The following is an 18,307-nucleotide window of genomic DNA, read 5'->3' on the forward strand; positions in this document are numbered from 1 at the left end:
CACGCCAGGCCGGTTCCCCAGCACCGACACCCCTCAATTCGCGGATCGGCCGGCGGTGCCACGAGATGGTGAGGATGCCGGTCGAGCAGGAGGCACCCCTACACGCCGGTAACGCGAGGACGCATCGCGTCGTCGTGGGCTCCTACAGGCCGTCGGCGGCGTGGAACGTGCGCAGCGCCTCGACGACCAGCCTGTGGTCCTCGAGCTGCGGAAGGCCGGAGACCGTCACGGTGGCGACCGGACCGACGTCCTTGATGTACAGCGGGAAGGAGCCACCGTGCGCCGCGTACGTCGTCGTATCGAACAGGGGATCGTCCTCCACCCGCCCGCCGTTGCGTCGGCCCCGAAGGCCGACGAGCAGGGAGGGGACGAGGTAGCGCTCGGCCGTGAGGCTTTTCGCGTCGAGCCAGAAGTCGTTGTCGGGCGTCGTCCCGTCGAGCGCGGCCCGGAACAGGATGTGGTCCGGCCGCCGGATGCAGACCGCGATCGGCAGGTTGCGCCCCGCACCCAGCTGGACGATCAGCTGCCCCAGGGCGACGGCGTCGTCGTTCGTGAAGCGGGTGAACTGGAGTTCGGCGACTTCCCTCTCGACCGAGGTGATCAGCGCCTCGAGCGCCTCCGCAGACTGTTCGCTGCCGCCGTCGGGATCGAACGGTCTGACGGCTGTCGGGAGGGCATCATTGCTCATCTAGTTAATTTACGTCGTCAAGGGGATGTAGAGGGGTTTTCCTCAGTTCTTTAGGATTTTTCTTCGGGGCGCGGTCCAGGCTTCAGGTGTGCCTCTCGTCGCCGTCGACCGCGCACCAGGCATAACCCGTCGACGTCAGAGTCCCGGCGCGCACGGCCCTGCGCCGAGGAGCGCGAGGCCGGCAAGGTCGCCCTCCCCGAACGAGATCCGCCCGACGTTCTGCTCGTACATCAGCTCGTCGGGGTCGTCCACATGGTCGAGTCCGACGACGTGCGCGAGCTCGTGCATGATCGTCGCCCTCAGATACGCGCGCCCGTCCGGATAGCTGAGGGATGCGGCGGCGTCGGGTGCATCGAGCTGCACCTGCCCGCCCACGTAGACCAGCGGCTGCCCGAGCGCCTGGGCGTAGTCGCTGCCGCCGAGTCCGGCGACGTCACCGGCGAGTCCCGGGATCTCCGCCTCGCTGGTCCACGTGATCAGCACCGGTACCCAGGCCTTCCCGTACAGCTCCGGCTGGTAGGGGTCGCGTTCCTCGGAGGGTGCCTCCGTCGTGGTGCCGTCGTCGATGAACTGGAGGCCCGTGGCGGCGGACACTGCCGCGACGGCCTCCTGGACCAGTCCCTCCGATCCTGCCGGTGCGTTGTCCGGCCGGACGACGTAGTGCACGGGGCGGCACGGGTCGTAGGCCACCCACTCCTGGTCCTCGACGGGCGAATCCATCAGGTTGAACGCGGTGGACGCCGGTGCGGGCGGCGGCGTCCCGAGCGGCACGCCACTTGCCTCGACTCCGGGCGGCGGCACGTCCGCGCCGGGCAGGTAGGGCGATGCGACCGGAAGGACGAAACGGTCGAACAGCGACGGCGTCGCATACAGGGCGGTGATCAGGACCAGGGCGGCCATCGTGCCGAGTCGCCTCCGGCGCCTGGTGGCCGGTGCCGTGCGCCTCCTGGTCGGTGCCTGCTCGAAGGAGGGGGCGACCCGCCAGTGCGGGGGAGCGGACGGCGCGCCGGATTCGTCGTCGAGTGTCCACCGCGGAATCCTGCCCGATGGCGACCCCTGAGCGGCCTTCATCCGTGCATCGCGACCCTCGTGGTACCACTCGCGATCCATTGACCCCATGCGCCCCGCACTTCCCCCAGCCGACTGATCCCCGCCCCATCCTGCTGTACTGCCGATGCCGGAGGGGGGGGAGTATCGCGAGTCCTTGGGGAAACCTGAGGGAAGGCTGCCGCTCGCGGATCGGTCGGCGCGTCAGCCGCGCCGTCGTTCCTTCCTTCCCCCGCCGGACGGCGTGGTGCTCGGAGTGTCCCGGACCGACCAGCGCGATGCGGGTAGAAACCACGAACGACGACGGCCGCCAGGCGCCCCGCAGCGCGAACGACGGCGGTCGTCACCCTGGTGAGCAGGAGCCCCGGAACGACGACGTGGACCACCTTGAGCCGGGCTGGAAACCCTGGAACGACGTCGGACCCGGGCGGCGGACAGGCGAAACACCGGAACGACGACGGCCCCGCCTGCCGCCCGGTTGGGCAGCAGGCGGGGCCGAGGATGGTGCCTAGGAGGATGCGGCGCCGCCCAGGACGTCGTTCGCTGCCTCCAGCCCCTCGCGCAGCACCCGGTCCGCGAGCGGCGACGCACCGGGCAGACCCTGCGCCAGCCGTTCCGCGATGCGCGAAGCCGCGCCCGCTCCGTGGTGGTCCAGCATCGCGAGCCAGAGTTCCCGTACGGTGTCACACGCGCTCGTCCGTCCCGTGCGCCCTGCGACGGTCCATCGTTCCCCGATTACCCGGACGACTGGCCCGCCCGGCATGCCGTCGGTGAGTACATTGACGATCTGGGCGACGAGCAGCAGGTCCCGCATTCGCCGGACCGGTCCCAGCACAGGATCGGCGACGACGGCGCGGCCGCAGGCGCCGCACATCAGAGGTCCGGGGTGCGAGCCGTCACGGCATCACGTCACCCGAGTTGGGGCCGAGGGTCTGGCCGACGAAGAGGTTCCCTCCGGGATCGCTCGCAAGGAGCAGGGCCGTCGGTGCAACCTCGGCCGGCAGGCCGAACCTCCGCAGCGGTAGTTCCTTGCGCTTGGCCACCTTCCAGTCCTCGGAGATGGCGTCGACGAGCGGCGTCTCGATCGGCCCCGGGGCGATGCAGTTGGCGAGTACGTTGTCCGCCGAGACCTCGAGCGCGAGCGCCTTGGTCATGCCGATCACGCCTGCCTTCGCCGCGCTGTAATGGCCCAGGCCCATGCCCCCCTTGATGCCGAGCTGCGACGAGATGTTGATGATCCGCCCCCACCGCTGGAGCCGCATGGGTTTGACGACCTCCCGGCAACAGAGGAACACGCCGGTGAGGTCTACCGAGATGGTCTCCGTCCACAGGGCGAGCGTCATGTCCTCGAGCGGGGACTCGGTGAGCAGTCCGGCACTGTTGACCAGCACGTCGACGGTGCCGATCCCGTCCCGGGCCTCCGCGAAGGCATCCCGCACGCTCTCCTCGCGTGCGACGTCGACCTCGATGATCCCCCGGCCGGGGACCCGGTCCATCACCACCACCCTGTCCCCCTGGGCGGCGAACGCCTCGGCGATCGCCGCCCCGATGCCGCTGCCACCTCCGGTCACGACCACGCCCCGTGGCCCCGCGCGGCGGGGACCGACGCCCGTCGCTGTCACGCGCGCATCTTGATGGTCAGGCCGCCGTCGACGACGAGCGACTGCCCGGTGACGTAGCGCGACGCGTCGGAGGTCAGGAATCCGATCACGTCCGCGACTTCCTCCGGCCTGCCGACACGACCCCACGGGATGTCCTTGCCCGCGCGCTCGAGGCCTTCGGGGCCGAGGGAGTTGACGGGATCGAGGGACTGCGGGGTCTCGATCAGCCCCGGGATCACCGCATTCGCACGGATCTCCCGCGGCCCCAGCTCCGAGGCGACGCTGCGGATGAGCCCGAGGACGCCCGACTTGGCCGCGGCATAGTGGGCGTGTTCCTCCCATCCGTAGATCCCCCCGGCGATCGAGGACACCGCGACGAGCGCACCGGGTCCGGTCATCCGCTGGGACGCCGACCGGAGCGTTCGGAGCACGCCGGTCAGGTCGACGTCGAGCATCGCGTTCCACAGGTCGTCCGTCAGGTCGTCGAGCGGGGCGTTGCGCAGGATGCCCGCGTTGGCGACGGCGTAGTCGAGGCGCCCGTACTCGTCCAGGGCGCGCTGGGCGAAGGCGTCCACGGACTCCGTGGAGCGCACGTCGACTTCGTGGATGACGGCGTCGCCGCCTGCGGCCCGCACGCCGGAGAGGGTCTCCTCCGGATCGTGCGGGTCGCCGGGGAACGTGCCGATGACGGTCCGGACGTCCCTGGTCGCATAGTGGACGGCGAGTGCGCGACCGATGCCGCTGGCGGCACCGGTGACGATCGCTACCTCAGAGTGCTGCATGCGCTTCCTCGAGTGCGACGGCCGGGACGGGACGCGCGGCGATCATCAGGACGCCGGAGAGGAGGGTGCCGACGGCTCCCACCCACAGGGCGGCGGCGCCGGTGCCGGACTGCGTGGCGACGATGGTGAACAGGGCGCCGCCGATGATCGTCCCCGGCTGGCTCATGGCGCCGATGAACGCGAGCCCCGTGGCGCGGCAGCTCACCGGGTAGCACTCGGCCATGAAGTACTGGATCGCGGCGTAGGGCCCCACGAGGAAGAACAGGCCGGTGCCGTAGGTGACGATGATCAGGAACGGGCTGGACACCAGTGGGCTCAGCATCACGGCGAAGGACAGGCCCGAGATGATCCAGCCCACGATGATGGTCCGCTTCCGGCCGAACTTGTCTCCGACCCAGCCATGGAAGACGTAGCCGAAGTAGGCGAGGAGGTTGATGACGATGAGCATCCAGAAGGCGTCCGACAGCTGGACGTCCTTGGCGTTGGCGAGCACTGAGGTGCCGAGGACGCTGAAGATCGCGATGCCGAAGAAGTTCAGGATCCACGCGAGGGAGAAGACGATCGTGTTGCGGCGGAACTCCGGCTCCCAGATGCGCTTCAGGGGGGCCGTGGAGGAGTGCTCGACGCCGTAGGCGCGGGCCAGAGCGTGCGCCTCTTCGGTCTTGCCGCCCTTCTCGAGCTCGGTCAGCTTGTGGTGCAGCTCGAACTGCGGCGTCTCCTTGAGCTTCTTGCTGATGAGCAGCACGATGATGACCGCGGGGAGCGTGGCCATCAGGTACAGGGCGCGCCAGCCGAGGATCGGGAGGAACACCAGGGCGAGGGCGCTCGCGAGGAGGAAGCCGAGCGGCCAGCCGCCCTGGATGAAGGAGTAGTGGAAGCCCGGACGCTTGCGCTTCCGCTCGTCCTCGGTGACCTGGTAGACCTCGTTCATGTAGGTCGCGTTGACAGCCTGCTCCGAGAAGCCCAGTCCACCGAAGGAACGCACGACGACGAGCAGCGAATTGCTGAGCGCGCCGAGGCCGGCAGGGATGAAGGCGGTGACGCCCGAGACGACGGCGGTGCCGCCGACGGTCAGCATCATGCCCTTGCGGCGGCCCAGCCGGTCGATCACGGGGCCGATGCCGAAGCAGACGATCGCCGTTCCGACAGCGATCCAGGTGTTGATGGCGTAGGCCTCGGGTGCGGTCCAGCCGAACTCCGACTGCATGGCCGGAAGGAGGGTGCCGAACAGGCCGTAGTCGAAGACGGCGACGGTCCAGGCGCACAGGGCGAGGATCGTCGCCGTGCTGGTCTTCTTCTTGGAGAACACGGGGAACTGGCGCTGCTCGTTCCCGGTCGGCGTCGAGAGATCGACGCCCGCCTCTTTGATGGACATCAGTTGACTTCCTTTCGGGGGTTGCGTGCCAGGAATGAGTCGGCGATCTGGTCGAAGGTGTGCCAGGTGACACCCGGGTGGGAGTTGAAGTGCTGGATGAGGCGCTCGAGCATGAGGAGGACCTGCGGGCGGCCCGAGACGTCGGGGTGGATCGTCATCGTGAAGACGGCGGAGTCCATCTCCGCGTAGACCCAGTCGAACTGGTCGCGCCACATCTGCTCGATGTCCCGCGGATTGACGAAGCCGTGCGAGTTCGGCGATGCCTTGATGAACATCATCGGAGGGAGGTCGTCGAGGTACCAGTTCGCCGGTATCTCGACGAGGTCGGTCTCTCGCCCCCGGACGAGCGGCTTCATCCAGGCCTCGGCGGGCTTGGTGTAGTCGATCTTCGTCCAGCTGTCCCCGGCCCTCACGTAGTACGGCTCGAAGTCGTTGTGCATGAGGGAGTGGTCGTACTTGATGCCGCGCTCGAGCAGGATCTCGTTGGTGATGGGGGAGAACTCCCACCACGGTGCGACATAGCCCGTGGGACGACGCCCCGAGACCTTCTCGATGAGCTCGATCGACCTGTCGAGGATTGCCGTCTCCTGCTCGCGGGTCATGGCGATCGGGTTCTCGTGCGAGTAGCCGTGGACCCCGATCTCATGACCGGCGTCGACGATCATGCGCGTGAGATCAGGGAAGGTCTCCAGCGAATGGCCGGGGACGAACCAGGTGGAGGGAAGGGAATACTTCTCGAAGAGCCGGAGGATTCGCGGGCCGCCGACCTCTCCGCTGAAGAGTCCACGGGAGATGTCGCAGGGCGAGTCCTCGCCGCCGTAGGAGCCGAGCATTCCGGCAACTGCATCGACGTCGACGCCGAAGGCGATCTGGATGTTTTTCGTCATGGGGCGGCCTTTCCTGGTGCGGATGGGAAATCGGGAGATCGGTCAGTCGGACGGAGCTGGACCGAGGAGGTCGGGGTCGCCTCGCCGGCGGATGCGCCCGACCACCTGCTCGGTGGGCAGGCCGAGCGAGAGCAGGGCCTGCAGGAGGGTGCGGGCCTGGGGTGGTCGGAGCAGTCCGGAGGGCACGGCTCCCGCATCCTCGAGCGTCCTGCCGCCGCCCGCTCCGTACACGCCCTGGACCGCTCCCGCGTGGACGCGGGTGCTGGTGACGACGACGACGCCGCCCTGCACGGCGCCGCGGACGGCGTCGCACAGTTCCGCGTTCGCGTTCCCCAGGCCGGTGGCCTCGAGGACGATGCCGCGCGCGCCGGCGGCCAGCGCCGCGGCGAAGAGGGTCGCGTCCGCTCCCGGGTAGCAGGCGATGATGTCCACACGGACGCCGGCCCCCGTCGGGGGAGTCCCGAGCGGTGTGGGCCGCCGGTGCGCAGGGCCCAGCAGGATCTCACCGGTGGTCGTGATCGATCCCGTGGGCCCCAGGTCCGGGTTGCTGAACGCACGGAGCTTCGCCGTCTCGGTCTTCCGTGTGGCAGGAAGCGTGAAGACCTCGCCGTCGAACACGATCAGCGCGCCCCTGCCCCGTGCATCGGGTGACGCCGCAAGGGCGAGTGCGGCACGCAGGTTCCCCGGACCGTCCGGCTCCGGGCTGTCGGCTGCGCGCTGCGCGCCCGTGAAGACGACCGGTCGCGGGTCGTCGTGGAGGAGGTCGGCGAGGTAGGCCGTCTCCTCCATGGTGTCCGTGCCGTGGGTGACGACGACGCCGAGCGCCGTCGGGGATTCCAGCGCCGCCCGGATGGCCGCGCAGACCGCCAGCATGTCGTCGAAGGTGAGCAGGTAGGAGCCCTTCTGCATGAGATCCACCACGTCGACCGCGACGGTTCCGGTGCCGGCCGCAGCGAGGACCGCGCTGCCCGCGTCGGCAGCGAGGGTGGCCCCGCCCGCACCGTCGACGCGGGAGGCGATCGTGCCTCCCGTCGCGAGGAGTGCGACGTGCCCGGTAAGTGATTCCATCGGTGCTCTCTCCTTACCCAATCGTTTGGGTGAGTACTGCGGGACGAAGGGTTTCCGGGATGGGATGAGGTGTCCTGCGGGGTGGACGTGCGGCGGACTGGACGAAACCCAAACGTTTGGGTTGACTGAGGAAAACCATAGGATGTGAGCTGGGTCTCGTCAATGGATTGCGCGAGATTTCACGGGACGGAAATAAACTCATGGGCAGGAAAGGAGGAGGACGCGTGAATGCATCAGGCAGGGGGCGTGCGGCAGTGACCCTGAAGGACCTCGCGGCGGAACTGGGGATCCACGTCTCGACCGTCTCGCGTGTCCTCCACTCCGACAAGGACGTGGCGCGGGGTGCGGCGTCGGAGGAGACCGCCCGAAGGGTGCGCGACCTCGCGAAGCTGCGGGGCTACTCACCCGACCCCCAGGCGACCGGCCTGCGGACCCGGCGCACGCGGGCCATCGGTGTCATCGTGCCCCGGCTTTCGGACATCGTCCTCGCGACCATGTACGAGGGCGTCGAGGAGGCCGCAGCCGAGAGCAACCACTCGACGTTCGTGATGAACTCCCACGACGACCTCGACGAGCAGCGCCGCAAGGCCGAGATCATGCTGGCCCGACGGGTGGACGGCCTGATCCTCGGCGATGTCCATGCGGGCAGCAGCCTCGTGGACGACCTCACGAAGCGGCACGTGCCCTTCGTCCTCATGAACCGCCGCTACCCGGGGTTCCCCTCGTCCACCTGCGACGACACGGGCGGGGGCCGCCTCGTCGCGGACCACCTGTGGGACACGGGGCACCGCTCCGTCGCGATCATCGCGGGCGAGCCGTACGCGAGCACGGGCGTGGACCGGACCGCCGGGTTCGTCGAACGCTGGCATGAGTTGGGGGGAGAGGTGCCCGGGGACCGGGTCCTGCCGTCACGTTTCGATACGGAGGGCGGCCGCCGGGCAGGGGAAGAGCTGCTGGAGCAGGTCCGTCCGGCCCCGACAGCGGTGTTCGCCGTCAACGACTTCGCCGCCATCGGGGCCATGGGCGCCTTCCGGGCCGCGGGCCTCGTCGTCGGCCAGGACATCGCCGTCGTCGGGTTCAACGACACGTCCCTGGCCGCGCAGCTGCCCATCCCGCTGACGTCGGTGCGCTCGCCGATGCTCGAGATCGGCAGGACCGCCGCCGGGATGCTCCGGCGCGTCATGGCCGGCGAGGAGGTCGCGTCGGTGCGCCACCCGCCGGAACTCTTCGTGCGGGAGAGCAGCGCCTCCGTCGCCGTCCGGGACGCCCCCGTCCGGGACGCCCTCATCCGGGAAGCCCCCGTCGGTGAAAGTGAAAGCGCTCGGATCGCCTGATCGGGCGCACTACCCCCAGACGGCGCGGCGGATCCTGGCTGCTTCGGCCCGGGCAGCGAGGGCCTGCTCCATCGTCACGGGCTCGAAGTGGGTCAGCGTCCCTGGTGCGCTTCGGGCGACGACGTCCATGTCGGCGCTGATGACCGTCGCCACCATCGCGTACCCGCCGCCGGAGACGGCGTCGCGGTGCAGCACGATCGGCTCCTTGCCGCCCGGCACCTGGATGGATCCGATGGCGTAGCCCGCGTCCACGATGTTCGAGGGGTCCGATCCCGCGCCGAACGGCTGGATGCGCGGTTTCCATTCGAGGTCCGGCCCCGCGTACCGCAGGCCCATGCGGTCCGCCACGGGCGTCAGTTTCCATGCCGTGCTCACGAGTGTCTCCATGCCCTCCGTGGTCAGGCGGTGATCGTAGAGGCCGGGGAGGATCCGGACCGTCACCTCTTTCGCGAAGACGGGGCGCAGGTTCTCGGGAATCACCTCCATCGCGGGCCTGGAGCCCGAGGGGGCGCCGACCGGCACCGTGTCGCCGGCCTTGAGGGTGCGGCCCTGCAGGCCGCCGAGGGCACCCAGCGTGTAGGTGCTGCGGCTCCCGAGGACCACGGGCACATCGACCCCGCCCTGCACTGCGATGTAGTAGCGCGTCCCGCCGGAGAGCATCCCGAAGGACACCTCGTCCCCGGCGGCCAGCGACAGGCGACTCCACTCGTCCATCGGCGTCCCGTTCACCCGCACCTCGACGGGCGCGCCCGTGACGGCGATGACGGCGTCGGTGTCGGTGGTGAAACGCGGCCCGAGGTAGGCGCACTCGAGGACGGCATCATCGTCCGTGTTGCCCACCAGCGCATTCGCCATCGATGCGGACAGCTGGTCCATGGCCCCGCCCTGCGGGATGCCCACGTTGTAGTAGCCGAACCGGCCCCGGTCCTGGACCGAGGTGGCGAGGCCGGGTTCGAGGATGTCAAATGCCATTGAGCTTCTCCAGAATGTCCTGGTTGTGCGCGGAGGGGTCGGTCACGGCCTTCTGCAGGTCGAAGGTCACGGGCGTCTGGCGGTAGGTGAAGGTTCCCGCTTCCACCTCCGCCTGGATCGCCTTGTATTCGTCTTCGTCGATCGGCTTGAATTTTACGATGTCTCCCGGTCGGAAGAAGATCATGAAGTCGGAGAAGTCGGCGAGCTTCTGGGCAGGGTCGAAGATCGGCGCTGCGGCGATGCCGAACATCTGGTAACCGCCGGCGCCCCGCACCGAGTAGATGCAGGCGAAGCACCCACCATGCCCCACGGTCAGGGGCGGCGTGTCGGTGCGTGGGCTGAGGTACTTGGGGACCTCGAGCTGATCCTCCTGCGGGACGATCTGGAACATGAACGGCAGGCCGGCGACGAACCCCACCATCGACACCAGCCACGGCGACTCGTGGTGTTTCCGGATGAATTCCTGCGGCGAGGACAGGCCGTTCTCCTCCGCCGCGAAGTCCAGGTCCGTGCCTTCGGGCCGCTGGTGGCCCTTGCGGAAGCGCGCGCCGGTCTCCCGCGTGTAGGGGTCGTCATACCAGACGGGGATCTCGATGATGCGGGTCTCGAGTGTCTGTTCGCTCAGGTGCGCGACCTCCTCCTCGACCTGCCGCACGAGTGCTTCCAGGTCGTCCGGCGGGACCGTGTCGGGATCGAAACGCAGCAGCAGGGAGGCGTTGGCCGGGCAGATGTCCACGACGCCGTCGATCGCACGCGCGGCGAGTCGGGCCGCCATCGCGTTCGCCTTGAAGTTGGCAGCGAGGCTCATGCTCTCGGAGATCTCGACGAAGAGGAATTCGTCGCCGCCCCAGGTGTAGCGGGCGGCGTCGAGGTGCTGGGGTGCGTGGCTCATGCGTCAGCTCCGAGGAGGTCGGGGGTCGATTCGATGAACTTCGAATGGTGGGTCACGTCCCGGACCTCGGGCCGGTGCAGGACCGTGGACAGGAGCGGCAGCGTGGTCTTGACGCCCTCGATCCTCACCTCCGCCAGTGCCCGCGCCGACCGCTGGATGGCCTCGGTGCGGGTCTCGTCCCACACCACGAGCTTGGCGAGCAGGGAGTCGTAGAACGGTGCGACGGCGGATCCCGCGACAACGCCGGAGTCGATCCTTACGCCGGGGCCGCCCGGCCAGTCGAGGCGCGACAGGGTGCCCGGGCTCGGCATGAACCCCTGGGACGGGTCCTCGGCATTGATGCGGAACTCGAAGGCGTGGCCCCGGAAGGTGATGTCCTCCTGGCTGAGGCGCAGCCGACCGGTGGCCGCGACGAGCAGTTGCTCCCGCACGAGGTCGATGCCGGTCACCATCTCCGTCACCGGATGCTCCACCTGGAGCCGGGTGTTCATCTCGATGAAGGCCGCCTGCTCACGGTCCGGATCGTAGAGGAACTCGACGGTGCCGAGACCGGCGTAGCCGCACTGTCGGCCGAGCTCGATGGACGAGGCGCGGATGGTGTCGCGGACGTCGTCGGACAGCAGCGGAGCGGGAGCCTCCTCGATGATCTTCTGCTGGCGGCGCTGCAGCGAGCAGTCCCGGTCACCGAGGTGGATGACGCGCTCGCCGTCGCCGAGGATCTGCACCTCGACGTGGCGCGCGCGGGAGACGAACTGCTCCAGGTACACCGTCGGATCGCCGAACGCGGCCTGTGCCTCGGCCCGGGCGACGTCGAGTGTCTGGAGCAGGTCCCCCTCCTGGGTCACCAGTCGGATGCCGCGGCCTCCGCCGCCGGCGGACGCCTTGACCACGAGGGGATAGCCGACCTCCCGTGCGATGGGCAGGGGATCGACGTCGGGGTCCAGGGCGCCGTCACTCCCGGGCAACGTCGGCACGCCCGCGTCCCGCGCGGCCTGCCGTGCGCGGGATTTGTTACCCATCAGTTCGATGGCGTCGGGGGACGGGCCCACCCAGGTGATGCCCGCGTCGAGGACGGAGCGGGCGAAGCGGGCATTCTCCGACAGGAAGCCGTACCCGGGATGGAGCGCATCGCATCCGGAGGCTTCGGCGACCGCGAGCATCGCGGCACCGTCGAGATAGCTCTTCGCGGCGGGCGCCGGGCCCACCACCCGGACGGTGTCGGCGAGCGATGCCGCGTAGGAATCCGCGTCCGGCTCGCTCGCGGCGAGGACGGTCTCCAGTCCCAGTTCCCGTGCCGCGCGGATGACGCGGACGGCGATCTCCCCGCGGTTCGCGATCAGCAGGCGTTCCATCTGCTAGTCCTCGGACACGGTGGCGATGACGTCACCGGGGTTCACGGTCCCGGAGTCCTCGACGGCGAAACTCTGCAGGGTGCCGGCCACGTCGCTGCGGATCTCCGAGAACTGCTTCATGATCTCCACCACTCCGATGGTCTGGCCCGCCTCGATGGCATCACCCTCGTTCGCGTAGGGGTCCTTGTCCGGACCGGGCTTGCGGTAGAAGATGCCTGGCAGTGGGGAGACGATGTCGGCCACAGTGGTCCTTTCGGGTGGGTGTCTGGGGGTCAGAGCGTGTCGAGGGCGGAGCGGACTGCTGCTGCCACCTCGGGGGAGTTGGGTGCGTCCGAGTGGACGCAGACGGTGTCGAACGGGATGGTGAGCAGCGTGCCGTCGGAGGCCTCGACGACGCCGTCCGTCAGGGCACGTGTGACGCGACGTGCGGCCGCGCCAGGGTCGGTCGGCTTGGGGCGGCGCTGGATGAGGAGCTCGCCGGCCGGCCCGTAGTTGAGGTCCACGTAGAGCTCGGCCACGAAGGGCACGCCGAGTTCCTCGCAGACGCTCTGGTGGGCGGTCCCGGCGATGCCGTAGACGGGGACGTCGAAGAGCTGGGCCACGCGTGCGGCACCCCTCATGAGGTCTGCGTCCCGGGCCAGCATGCCGTAGAGGGATCCGTGGGGCTTGATGTGGCTGAGGCTCACGCCTTCCCAACGCAGGAACGCGCTGAGCGCACCCACCTGGTAGAGGACGATGTGCTCCACCTCCTGGGGTGACAGCTTCATCTCCCGGCGCCCGAAGCCCACGAGGTCCGGGAGCCCGGGATGGGCGCCGACCAGCACGCCCTTCTCCTTCGCCGCGGCGACGGTCGCCGCCATCGTGTCCGGATCCCCGGAGTGGAAGCCGCAGGCCACATTGATGGCGTCCACGGTCTCGAGGAGGGCGAGATCGTTCCCGAAGGAGTGTAGGCCCAGGGACTCGCCCATGTCCGAATTGATCATCGGCGTCCCGCGCCGCTCTGCAACGTCCGTCATGCGACAACCATAGAGAGCGTTCGGGTGTCGATATAGTGGGCGTTTGCCCTCGGTTCTCCCTTGCGGAAGGGCAGCCGCACATAGGAGGTCTCGATGATCGTTGCCGATCTGCTCGCGGCGGATGCCCTCCAGCTGCGCCTCCACACGCCGTCGTCGGTGGAGCGGCTGGGCCGGGACATCAGCTGGTGCGCCCCGGCGGAGACCATCGACCCCACACCGTTCCTCAGTGACAATGTCGTCCTGCTGACCAACGGGATCGGGTTGAACATCGAAGACCAGCGCACGTGGACCGCCTATGTGGAGCGGCTCGTCCGGGTCCGGGTGGCGGCCATCGCCTTCGGGACGGGGACGGCGCACCGACTCATCCCACCCGGGCTCGTGCGGGCCGCCACTGCCCTCGACGTGCCGCTGCTGGAGATCCCGCAGTCCGTCCCCTTCCTGCAGGTCCACCGCCACGTGACCAACGTCCTGGAGGTGGAGCGCTTCACGGCCGTCAACCGGTCCTGGGAGCTGGCGCAGGAGTGTGCACAGCTCGCGGCCTCCGGCTCGCACCTGCAGGCGGTGCTCGACGCCGCCGCGCAGGCGGCCGTGGGGCAACTCGCCATCGTGGACGCAGCAGGCGTGGTCATCGCGCGCTCGCCGTCCGCCTCGGTCTGGACCCAGGCCGATCTCACGGATGCACCGGGCAGCGGGCATGGCAGCATCCCGCTGCCCATGGGCAGCGGTGACTCGTTCCAGCTGGTCGTGCGGGAGGCGACGTCGGACCACCCCGTGGCGACGCTGCTCGCACCCGCGGCGTCGATCATCGCCGTGCAGTTGCAGACCGCGCTCCACACCACCAGGCACAAGGAACGCGAACTCGAGACCCTCCTGGACCAGGTGCCCGATTGGTCCGGCGTCGCCCTGGAGGAGTTCACCTCGACGTTCCGGTCCACCGGGCTGGACGTCCACGAGCCCACACTCGTGCTGGCTGCGAGCGCGGGACGCCGCAATCTCTCCAATGCCTGGCGGATCCGGCTCCTAATGCAGTCCCGGTTCGACGACGTGCGGGTGCAGGTCAGGGCGGGTGTCCTCTACGCCTTCGCCCAGGGGCCGCTGGACGGCGCGGACGCGGAGGATGCCGCGGCCGGGCTGCTTGCGGCGTGTGTCCGGGAGCTCCCTGGCCAGCCCCTCGTGCTCAAGGGGTCCTGCCACAGCATCGATGAACTGCGACTTGGCATCCATCAGGCGGGGACGATGGTCGGGGAGGTCAGCGCGCCCGTGCGGGCACCGGATCTCGGCATCCGCTCGCTGATCGCCTCCACGGCCTCCTCCGGTGCCCGCGCCGGTGCACACAAGCTCCTCGCGCCGGTTCTGGCATACGACGCCGCGCACTCGGTGGATCTGCTCGGCACGCTGGAGTCGTTCCTCGAGCACGACGCGCAGCCGGGGCGCACCGCGGGGAAGCTGTTCATCCACCGCAACACACTGGCCCAGCGGCTCGGGAAGCTCGAGGGCCTGCTCCGCCTGTCGCTGACGTCACTCGAAGGGCAGGCCACCTGCCTCCTGGCGCTGCAGATCCTGCGCTCGGGGTCGCCATCGGCGTCGCGTGCTGCGACGTCCCTGATCGATCGCCGCTAGCAGCGGTCGGCGCCCACCCCGACAACGACGGCGGCCCCGCCCGCCGCCCGGAGGCAGCGGACGGGGCCGTGGGTCGATCCGGACCTAGGAGGTCCGGATGTCCTTCGTCTCGTAGTCGAACCAGATCGTCACTGTGGTGTCGGTGATCAGGTGCAGCTCGTGGTTGGCGCCGTCGCGTGTGCCGAACCGTCCGTAGTTCTCCTCCCAGGATCCGTTGACGAGGATCTTGAACTGGTAGGTCCCGGCGGGCAGCTGGAGGGTGTGCAGCCAGAGGTTCTCCGTCGCATCCCAGGCGAACTGCAGCTCGCGGAGGTCCGTGCTCCAGTGGCCGGCGTCGCCGAACAGCGGGGCGAAGTCGCCGGACAGCGCCACGGACTGCGGCTGGTCCTGCCAGGCCACGTCTGCGGCGGACCCGGTGGGCGCGTCGGTCGGCGACGCGGCCAGGGCCTCGGCGGCTGCAGCGACGAGCCCGGCCGGAGCCGGCTCGGTCACCGCGTCGGACGGGACGTCGGGGATCGGGGGGACGTCCGGCGTCGTCGGATCCTCGGCCGGGGAGGCGTGCGCCTCCTCGCCCAGCTGCTCCGGCGCCTGGGGGGCGTGGACGACGCTCTCGGCCTGCTCCGGCACGGGGGTGCCACTGATCATGGCGTTGACGAACTGCTCGGGGTCGGTGAAGGCCGCGACGGCTCGGACGCCCTCATCGGTGGCGGTCCAGCCGCTGCGGCCCTTGACGAGCCAGCCGGCCTTCACGAGCTTCGACGTCGCCGTCGTCAGGGCCTTGAAGCCACGGGGGACGCCGCCCGCGAGGAGCTCCGCTTCCTTGTCATCGAACGGGACCTCCGCGACGGCCTTGGCCATCAGCTCGCTGGGCGCGACGACGGAGCCGGACGCCTGGTGGTCGGCTAGCAGGGCGAGGGTGGTGCGCAGACGGGCATTGGTGCTGTTGCGGGGGGCGATGACGATCTCCTTCGTGGTGGTCCTGCGGCTGGCTGCCGGTCATCAAGACCGGTCGACCGCGCTCAGGGCGGATGGGATCCGGGCGGCCTGCTTACACGAGGCACGGTACGTGGTTCGAGGTCCGATGACGACAGCACACCGATTTTATCGCCAGGACGGCACTTCTTCATGTTCCCCCATCTCACCGACCGATGCGCTCGAGGCACGCTCGCCGGCCCGTCCCAGAGTAGGAGACCCGGTCGCGGCTGAAGAACCGTGCAACTACCCGTTTCTCTCCGCCGACTACTCGTCGGAGGCGGGACGGACGGCGCAAGCGCAGGTGCTATCGTGCCCAGAATGGCGTCCCTCGCAGCACCGAAGCGCACCTCCACCCTGCGGACGACGGCGCGCATCGTGCTCGGCGCCTTCCTCCTGTTCGCCGGTACAGCCCACCTGACGGTCGCCCGGGCTGAGTTCGCCGCACAGGTCCCGGCCTGGCTGCCCCTCGACACGGACTTCGTGGTCGTCGCGTCGGGCGTCGTCGAACTGGTGCTCGGCGCGGCCCTGGTGGCCCTCGGCCGGTACCGGGTGGTCGTCGGCTGGACGGTCGCGGCCTTCTTCGTCGCGATCTTCCCCGGGAACATCGCCCAGTACGTCGACGGCGTCAGCGCCTTCGGGCTCGACACCGACGGCGCCCGCCTCACCCGCCTGTTCTTCCAGCCCGTCCTGGTTCTGTGGGCGCTGTGGTCCACGGGAGCGTGGCGGGACCGGCGGACGCTCCGAGAGCACTGATCAGCCCGAGGCCCTGCCCGCGTCGAGGCCCCGGGCCGTGTCCTCCTGAGGTGCAGCCGGTGCAGCTGGTACCGATGCCGAGAGGGTTTCGGTCACGGGGCTCCCTGGGTCGATGGTGGACCTCGAACCTCCGGCGGTGCCCCCCCCCTTTTGTCAAGGACTTCCCGTCCTGCGCCGAAACGGGCTCCGGCCGGCGCCGGTTCGTCCTCCCAGGCGCAGCCGGACCGGACAGCGGGTGAACGCCGGGCGAACTCTGCGCCACGATCGTGCTCGAGCGACCAGCGCGGGCCTCCCGCGGGATCTAATCGGGACATGACCTCCATCTCCCGCCGCACCGTCCTCCGGGCCGGCACCCTGTCGGTCGCCGGCACCGCCGTCGCCTCCGCTGCCACCGCTCCCTCCCGCCCGGCAGCCGCCGCCGCCGGCATCTTCGCCCACGGTGTCGCCTCCGGTGATCCCCTCGCGGACGGCATCCTGCTGTGGACCCGGGTGACGCCCCGGAGGGACGCGACGCCCGGATCCGGCAAGGGGCCGGCCGTGCCGGTCGTCTGGGAGATGTCCACCACCAAGGACTTCCGGAGGATAGCGGCGCGCGGCACGTCGAAGACCGGAGCCGAGCGGGACCATACCGTCAAGGTCGACGTGCGCGGGCTGCAGCCGGCGACGACCTACTGGTACCGCTTCCGGGTCGGCGCGGAGCGGTCACCGATCGGACGCACCCGCACCGCCCCGGCGGACGGCGCGTCCGTGGACCTGCTGCGCGTCGGCGTGGTGTCCTGCGCCAACCTCCAGGCAGGGTGGTTCTCGTCCTACCGGCATCTGGCCGCGCGCGGTGACCTCGACCTCGTGCTCCACCTCGGCGACTATCTGTACGAATACGCGCCGGGCGAGTACCAGGCCCGCGACGTCGTCGTCCGGCCTCACGACCCGCCCGTGGAGATGACCACCCTCGAGCACTACCGGCGCCGGCACGCGCAGTACAAGCAGGACACCGACCTGCAGGCGCTGCATGCCGTCGCGCCCTTCGTGGTGACGTGGGACGACCACGAGTCGGCGAACGACGCCTGGTCCGGAGGGGCCGAGAACCATACGGAGGGCGTGGAAGGTGCGTGGGTGGATCGCAAGGCTGCGGCACTGCAGGCGTACGCCGAGTGGATGCCGGTCCGCTACGAGGTCGGCGGACAGTTGTACCGCCGCCTGACCTTCGGATCGCTGGCAAGCCTCTCCATGCTCGATCTCCGCTCCTATCGGGACCAGCAGGCCTCCGGGACCACCGACCCGGCGATCGGCAGCGCCGACCGGAGCATCACGGGTGACGCGCAGATGGAGTGGCTCCTCGAGGGGCTGTCCGCGCAGCAGGCCCAGTGGAAGCTCGTCGGCAACCCCGTCATGATCACCCCGGTCCGCTTCCCTCCCGCGCTCCCCGCCGCCGCGACCGCCGGCATGGAGCAGTTGGTCGGCTCCACCACGGTCGACGGCGTCCCCTACAACATCGACCAGTGGGACGGCTACACCGCCGACCAGTCGCGCGTGCTCCGGCACCTCGGGGACAACGCCATCGCGGACACCGTCTTCCTGACCGGCGACATCCACTCCGGGTGGGCGTGCGACCTCCCGGCCGATCGGGCCACGTATCCCCTCACGGGGGCGTCCGTGGGCACGGAACTGGTCTGCACCTCGGTGACGAGCGACAACCTGGATGACATCCTCAGGGTCCCGCCGCGCACGGCCTCCCTGTCCGTCGAAGCGTCGTTCAGGACGAACAACCCCCACGTGAAGTACCTCGACTTCGATTCCCACGGGTACTCGGTGATGGAGGTTCGTCCGGAGGGGGTGCGGATGGACTGGTACGTGCTGTCGGAGCGGACGGACAGGGCCGCCACAGCGCGTCTGTCGGAGTCCTGGCAGGTAGTTGCCGGCACCCAGAAGGTGACGCGGGCATGAG

Annotated in this window: 18 protein-coding genes; 4 read left to right on the forward strand and 14 right to left on the reverse strand. The window is 69.6% G+C overall.

All coding sequences use genetic code 11. From position 1 onward, the window contains the following. Window positions 1-142: 142 nt before the first annotated feature. From IWX63_RS12295 to IWX63_RS12330, 8 genes are all read right to left on the reverse strand, one after another. Complete coding sequence (locus IWX63_RS12295) at window positions 143-688, reverse strand: heme-degrading domain-containing protein (RefSeq protein WP_199278445.1); 546 nt, start codon at window positions 686-688, stop codon at window positions 143-145. Window positions 689-823: 135 nt separating this feature from the next. Beyond that, window positions 824-1,588 carry a matrixin family metalloprotease gene (locus IWX63_RS12300; protein ID WP_334685840.1) on the reverse strand — a complete coding sequence of 255 codons (765 nt, stop codon included), beginning with the start codon at window positions 1,586-1,588 and terminating at the stop codon, window positions 824-826. A gap of 655 nt (window positions 1,589-2,243) precedes the next feature. Continuing rightward, entirely contained in the window at window positions 2,244-2,549 is a 306-nt protein-coding gene (locus tag IWX63_RS12305) for a hypothetical protein (RefSeq protein WP_199278446.1), read from the reverse strand. An 82-nt stretch (window positions 2,550-2,631) separates the two neighbouring features. Continuing rightward, the gene (locus tag IWX63_RS12310) at window positions 2,632-3,357 is read right to left on the reverse strand and encodes an SDR family NAD(P)-dependent oxidoreductase (protein WP_199278447.1); all 726 of its coding nucleotides are present in this window, start codon (window positions 3,355-3,357) and stop codon (window positions 2,632-2,634) included. Beyond that, window positions 3,354-4,118, reverse strand: a complete 765-nt coding sequence (locus IWX63_RS12315; protein WP_199278448.1) for an SDR family NAD(P)-dependent oxidoreductase — start codon at window positions 4,116-4,118, stop codon at window positions 3,354-3,356. Before IWX63_RS12315 ends, IWX63_RS12310 begins: the two co-directional genes overlap by 4 nt. Then, complete coding sequence (locus IWX63_RS12320; RefSeq protein WP_199278449.1) at window positions 4,105-5,493, reverse strand: MFS transporter; 1,389 nt, start codon at window positions 5,491-5,493, stop codon at window positions 4,105-4,107. Before IWX63_RS12320 ends, IWX63_RS12315 begins: the two co-directional genes overlap by 14 nt. Continuing rightward, the gene (locus IWX63_RS12325; RefSeq protein ID WP_199278450.1) at window positions 5,493-6,380 is read right to left on the reverse strand and encodes a polysaccharide deacetylase family protein; all 888 of its coding nucleotides are present in this window, start codon (window positions 6,378-6,380) and stop codon (window positions 5,493-5,495) included. The genes IWX63_RS12320 and IWX63_RS12325 overlap by 1 nt, the downstream gene beginning before the upstream one ends. 42 nt (window positions 6,381-6,422) lie before the next feature. Continuing rightward, window positions 6,423-7,448 carry an asparaginase gene (locus IWX63_RS12330; protein ID WP_199278451.1) on the reverse strand — a complete coding sequence of 342 codons (1,026 nt, stop codon included), beginning with the start codon at window positions 7,446-7,448 and terminating at the stop codon, window positions 6,423-6,425. Between the two features lie 224 nt (window positions 7,449-7,672). Here IWX63_RS12330 and IWX63_RS12335 point away from each other — a divergent pair, with 224 nt between their 5' ends. Next, the gene (locus tag IWX63_RS12335; RefSeq protein ID WP_334685841.1) at window positions 7,673-8,782 is read left to right on the forward strand and encodes a LacI family DNA-binding transcriptional regulator; all 1,110 of its coding nucleotides are present in this window, start codon (window positions 7,673-7,675) and stop codon (window positions 8,780-8,782) included. 9 nt (window positions 8,783-8,791) lie between these two features. On the opposite strand, the gene IWX63_RS12340 is transcribed toward IWX63_RS12335, so the two are convergent. From IWX63_RS12340 to pxpA, 5 genes are read right to left on the reverse strand one after another with little or no spacing between them, the layout of a single operon-like run. Next, window positions 8,792-9,754 carry a biotin-dependent carboxyltransferase family protein gene (locus IWX63_RS12340; RefSeq protein WP_199278453.1) on the reverse strand — a complete coding sequence of 321 codons (963 nt, stop codon included), beginning with the start codon at window positions 9,752-9,754 and terminating at the stop codon, window positions 8,792-8,794. Continuing rightward, window positions 9,744-10,646 carry a 5-oxoprolinase subunit B family protein gene (locus IWX63_RS12345; RefSeq protein WP_199278454.1) on the reverse strand — a complete coding sequence of 301 codons (903 nt, stop codon included), beginning with the start codon at window positions 10,644-10,646 and terminating at the stop codon, window positions 9,744-9,746. The genes IWX63_RS12340 and IWX63_RS12345 overlap by 11 nt, the downstream gene beginning before the upstream one ends. Continuing rightward, the gene (locus IWX63_RS12350) at window positions 10,643-11,998 is read right to left on the reverse strand and encodes an acetyl-CoA carboxylase biotin carboxylase subunit (protein ID WP_199278455.1); all 1,356 of its coding nucleotides are present in this window, start codon (window positions 11,996-11,998) and stop codon (window positions 10,643-10,645) included. The genes IWX63_RS12345 and IWX63_RS12350 overlap by 4 nt, the downstream gene beginning before the upstream one ends. A 3-nt stretch (window positions 11,999-12,001) precedes the next feature. Further along, a complete protein-coding gene (locus IWX63_RS12355; protein WP_199278456.1) occupies window positions 12,002-12,241 on the reverse strand; it encodes an acetyl-CoA carboxylase in 240 nt (79 codons plus the stop codon). Between the two features lie 29 nt (window positions 12,242-12,270). Next, window positions 12,271-13,014, reverse strand: a complete 744-nt coding sequence (gene pxpA, locus IWX63_RS12360; protein WP_334685842.1) for a 5-oxoprolinase subunit PxpA — start codon at window positions 13,012-13,014, stop codon at window positions 12,271-12,273. Between the two features lie 93 nt (window positions 13,015-13,107). On the opposite strand from pxpA, the gene IWX63_RS12365 reads away from it, so the two are divergent. Continuing rightward, the gene (locus tag IWX63_RS12365; protein WP_199278457.1) at window positions 13,108-14,634 is read left to right on the forward strand and encodes a PucR family transcriptional regulator; all 1,527 of its coding nucleotides are present in this window, start codon (window positions 13,108-13,110) and stop codon (window positions 14,632-14,634) included. An 84-nt stretch (window positions 14,635-14,718) separates the two neighbouring features. Here the strand turns inward: IWX63_RS12365 and IWX63_RS12370 are convergent, their stop codons facing one another. Next, on the reverse strand, window positions 14,719-15,492 hold the full coding sequence (locus IWX63_RS12370) for a pullulanase X25 domain-containing protein (protein WP_199278458.1): 774 nt from the start codon (window positions 15,490-15,492) through the stop codon (window positions 14,719-14,721). A gap of 435 nt (window positions 15,493-15,927) precedes the next feature. Between IWX63_RS12370 and IWX63_RS12375 the strand changes: the two genes are divergently transcribed. Both IWX63_RS12375 and IWX63_RS12380 read left to right on the forward strand, forming a co-directional pair. Then, window positions 15,928-16,362 carry a DoxX family protein gene (locus IWX63_RS12375; RefSeq protein ID WP_199278459.1) on the forward strand — a complete coding sequence of 145 codons (435 nt, stop codon included), beginning with the start codon at window positions 15,928-15,930 and terminating at the stop codon, window positions 16,360-16,362. A 312-nt stretch (window positions 16,363-16,674) separates the two neighbouring features. Next, entirely contained in the window at window positions 16,675-18,306 is a 1,632-nt protein-coding gene (locus IWX63_RS12380) for an alkaline phosphatase D family protein (protein ID WP_199278460.1), read from the forward strand. Window position 18,307 lies beyond the last annotated feature (1 nt).

The organism is Arthrobacter sp. CAN_A2, assembly GCF_015752045.1.
Classification (GTDB): Bacteria; Actinomycetota; Actinomycetes; order Actinomycetales; family Micrococcaceae; genus Arthrobacter_D.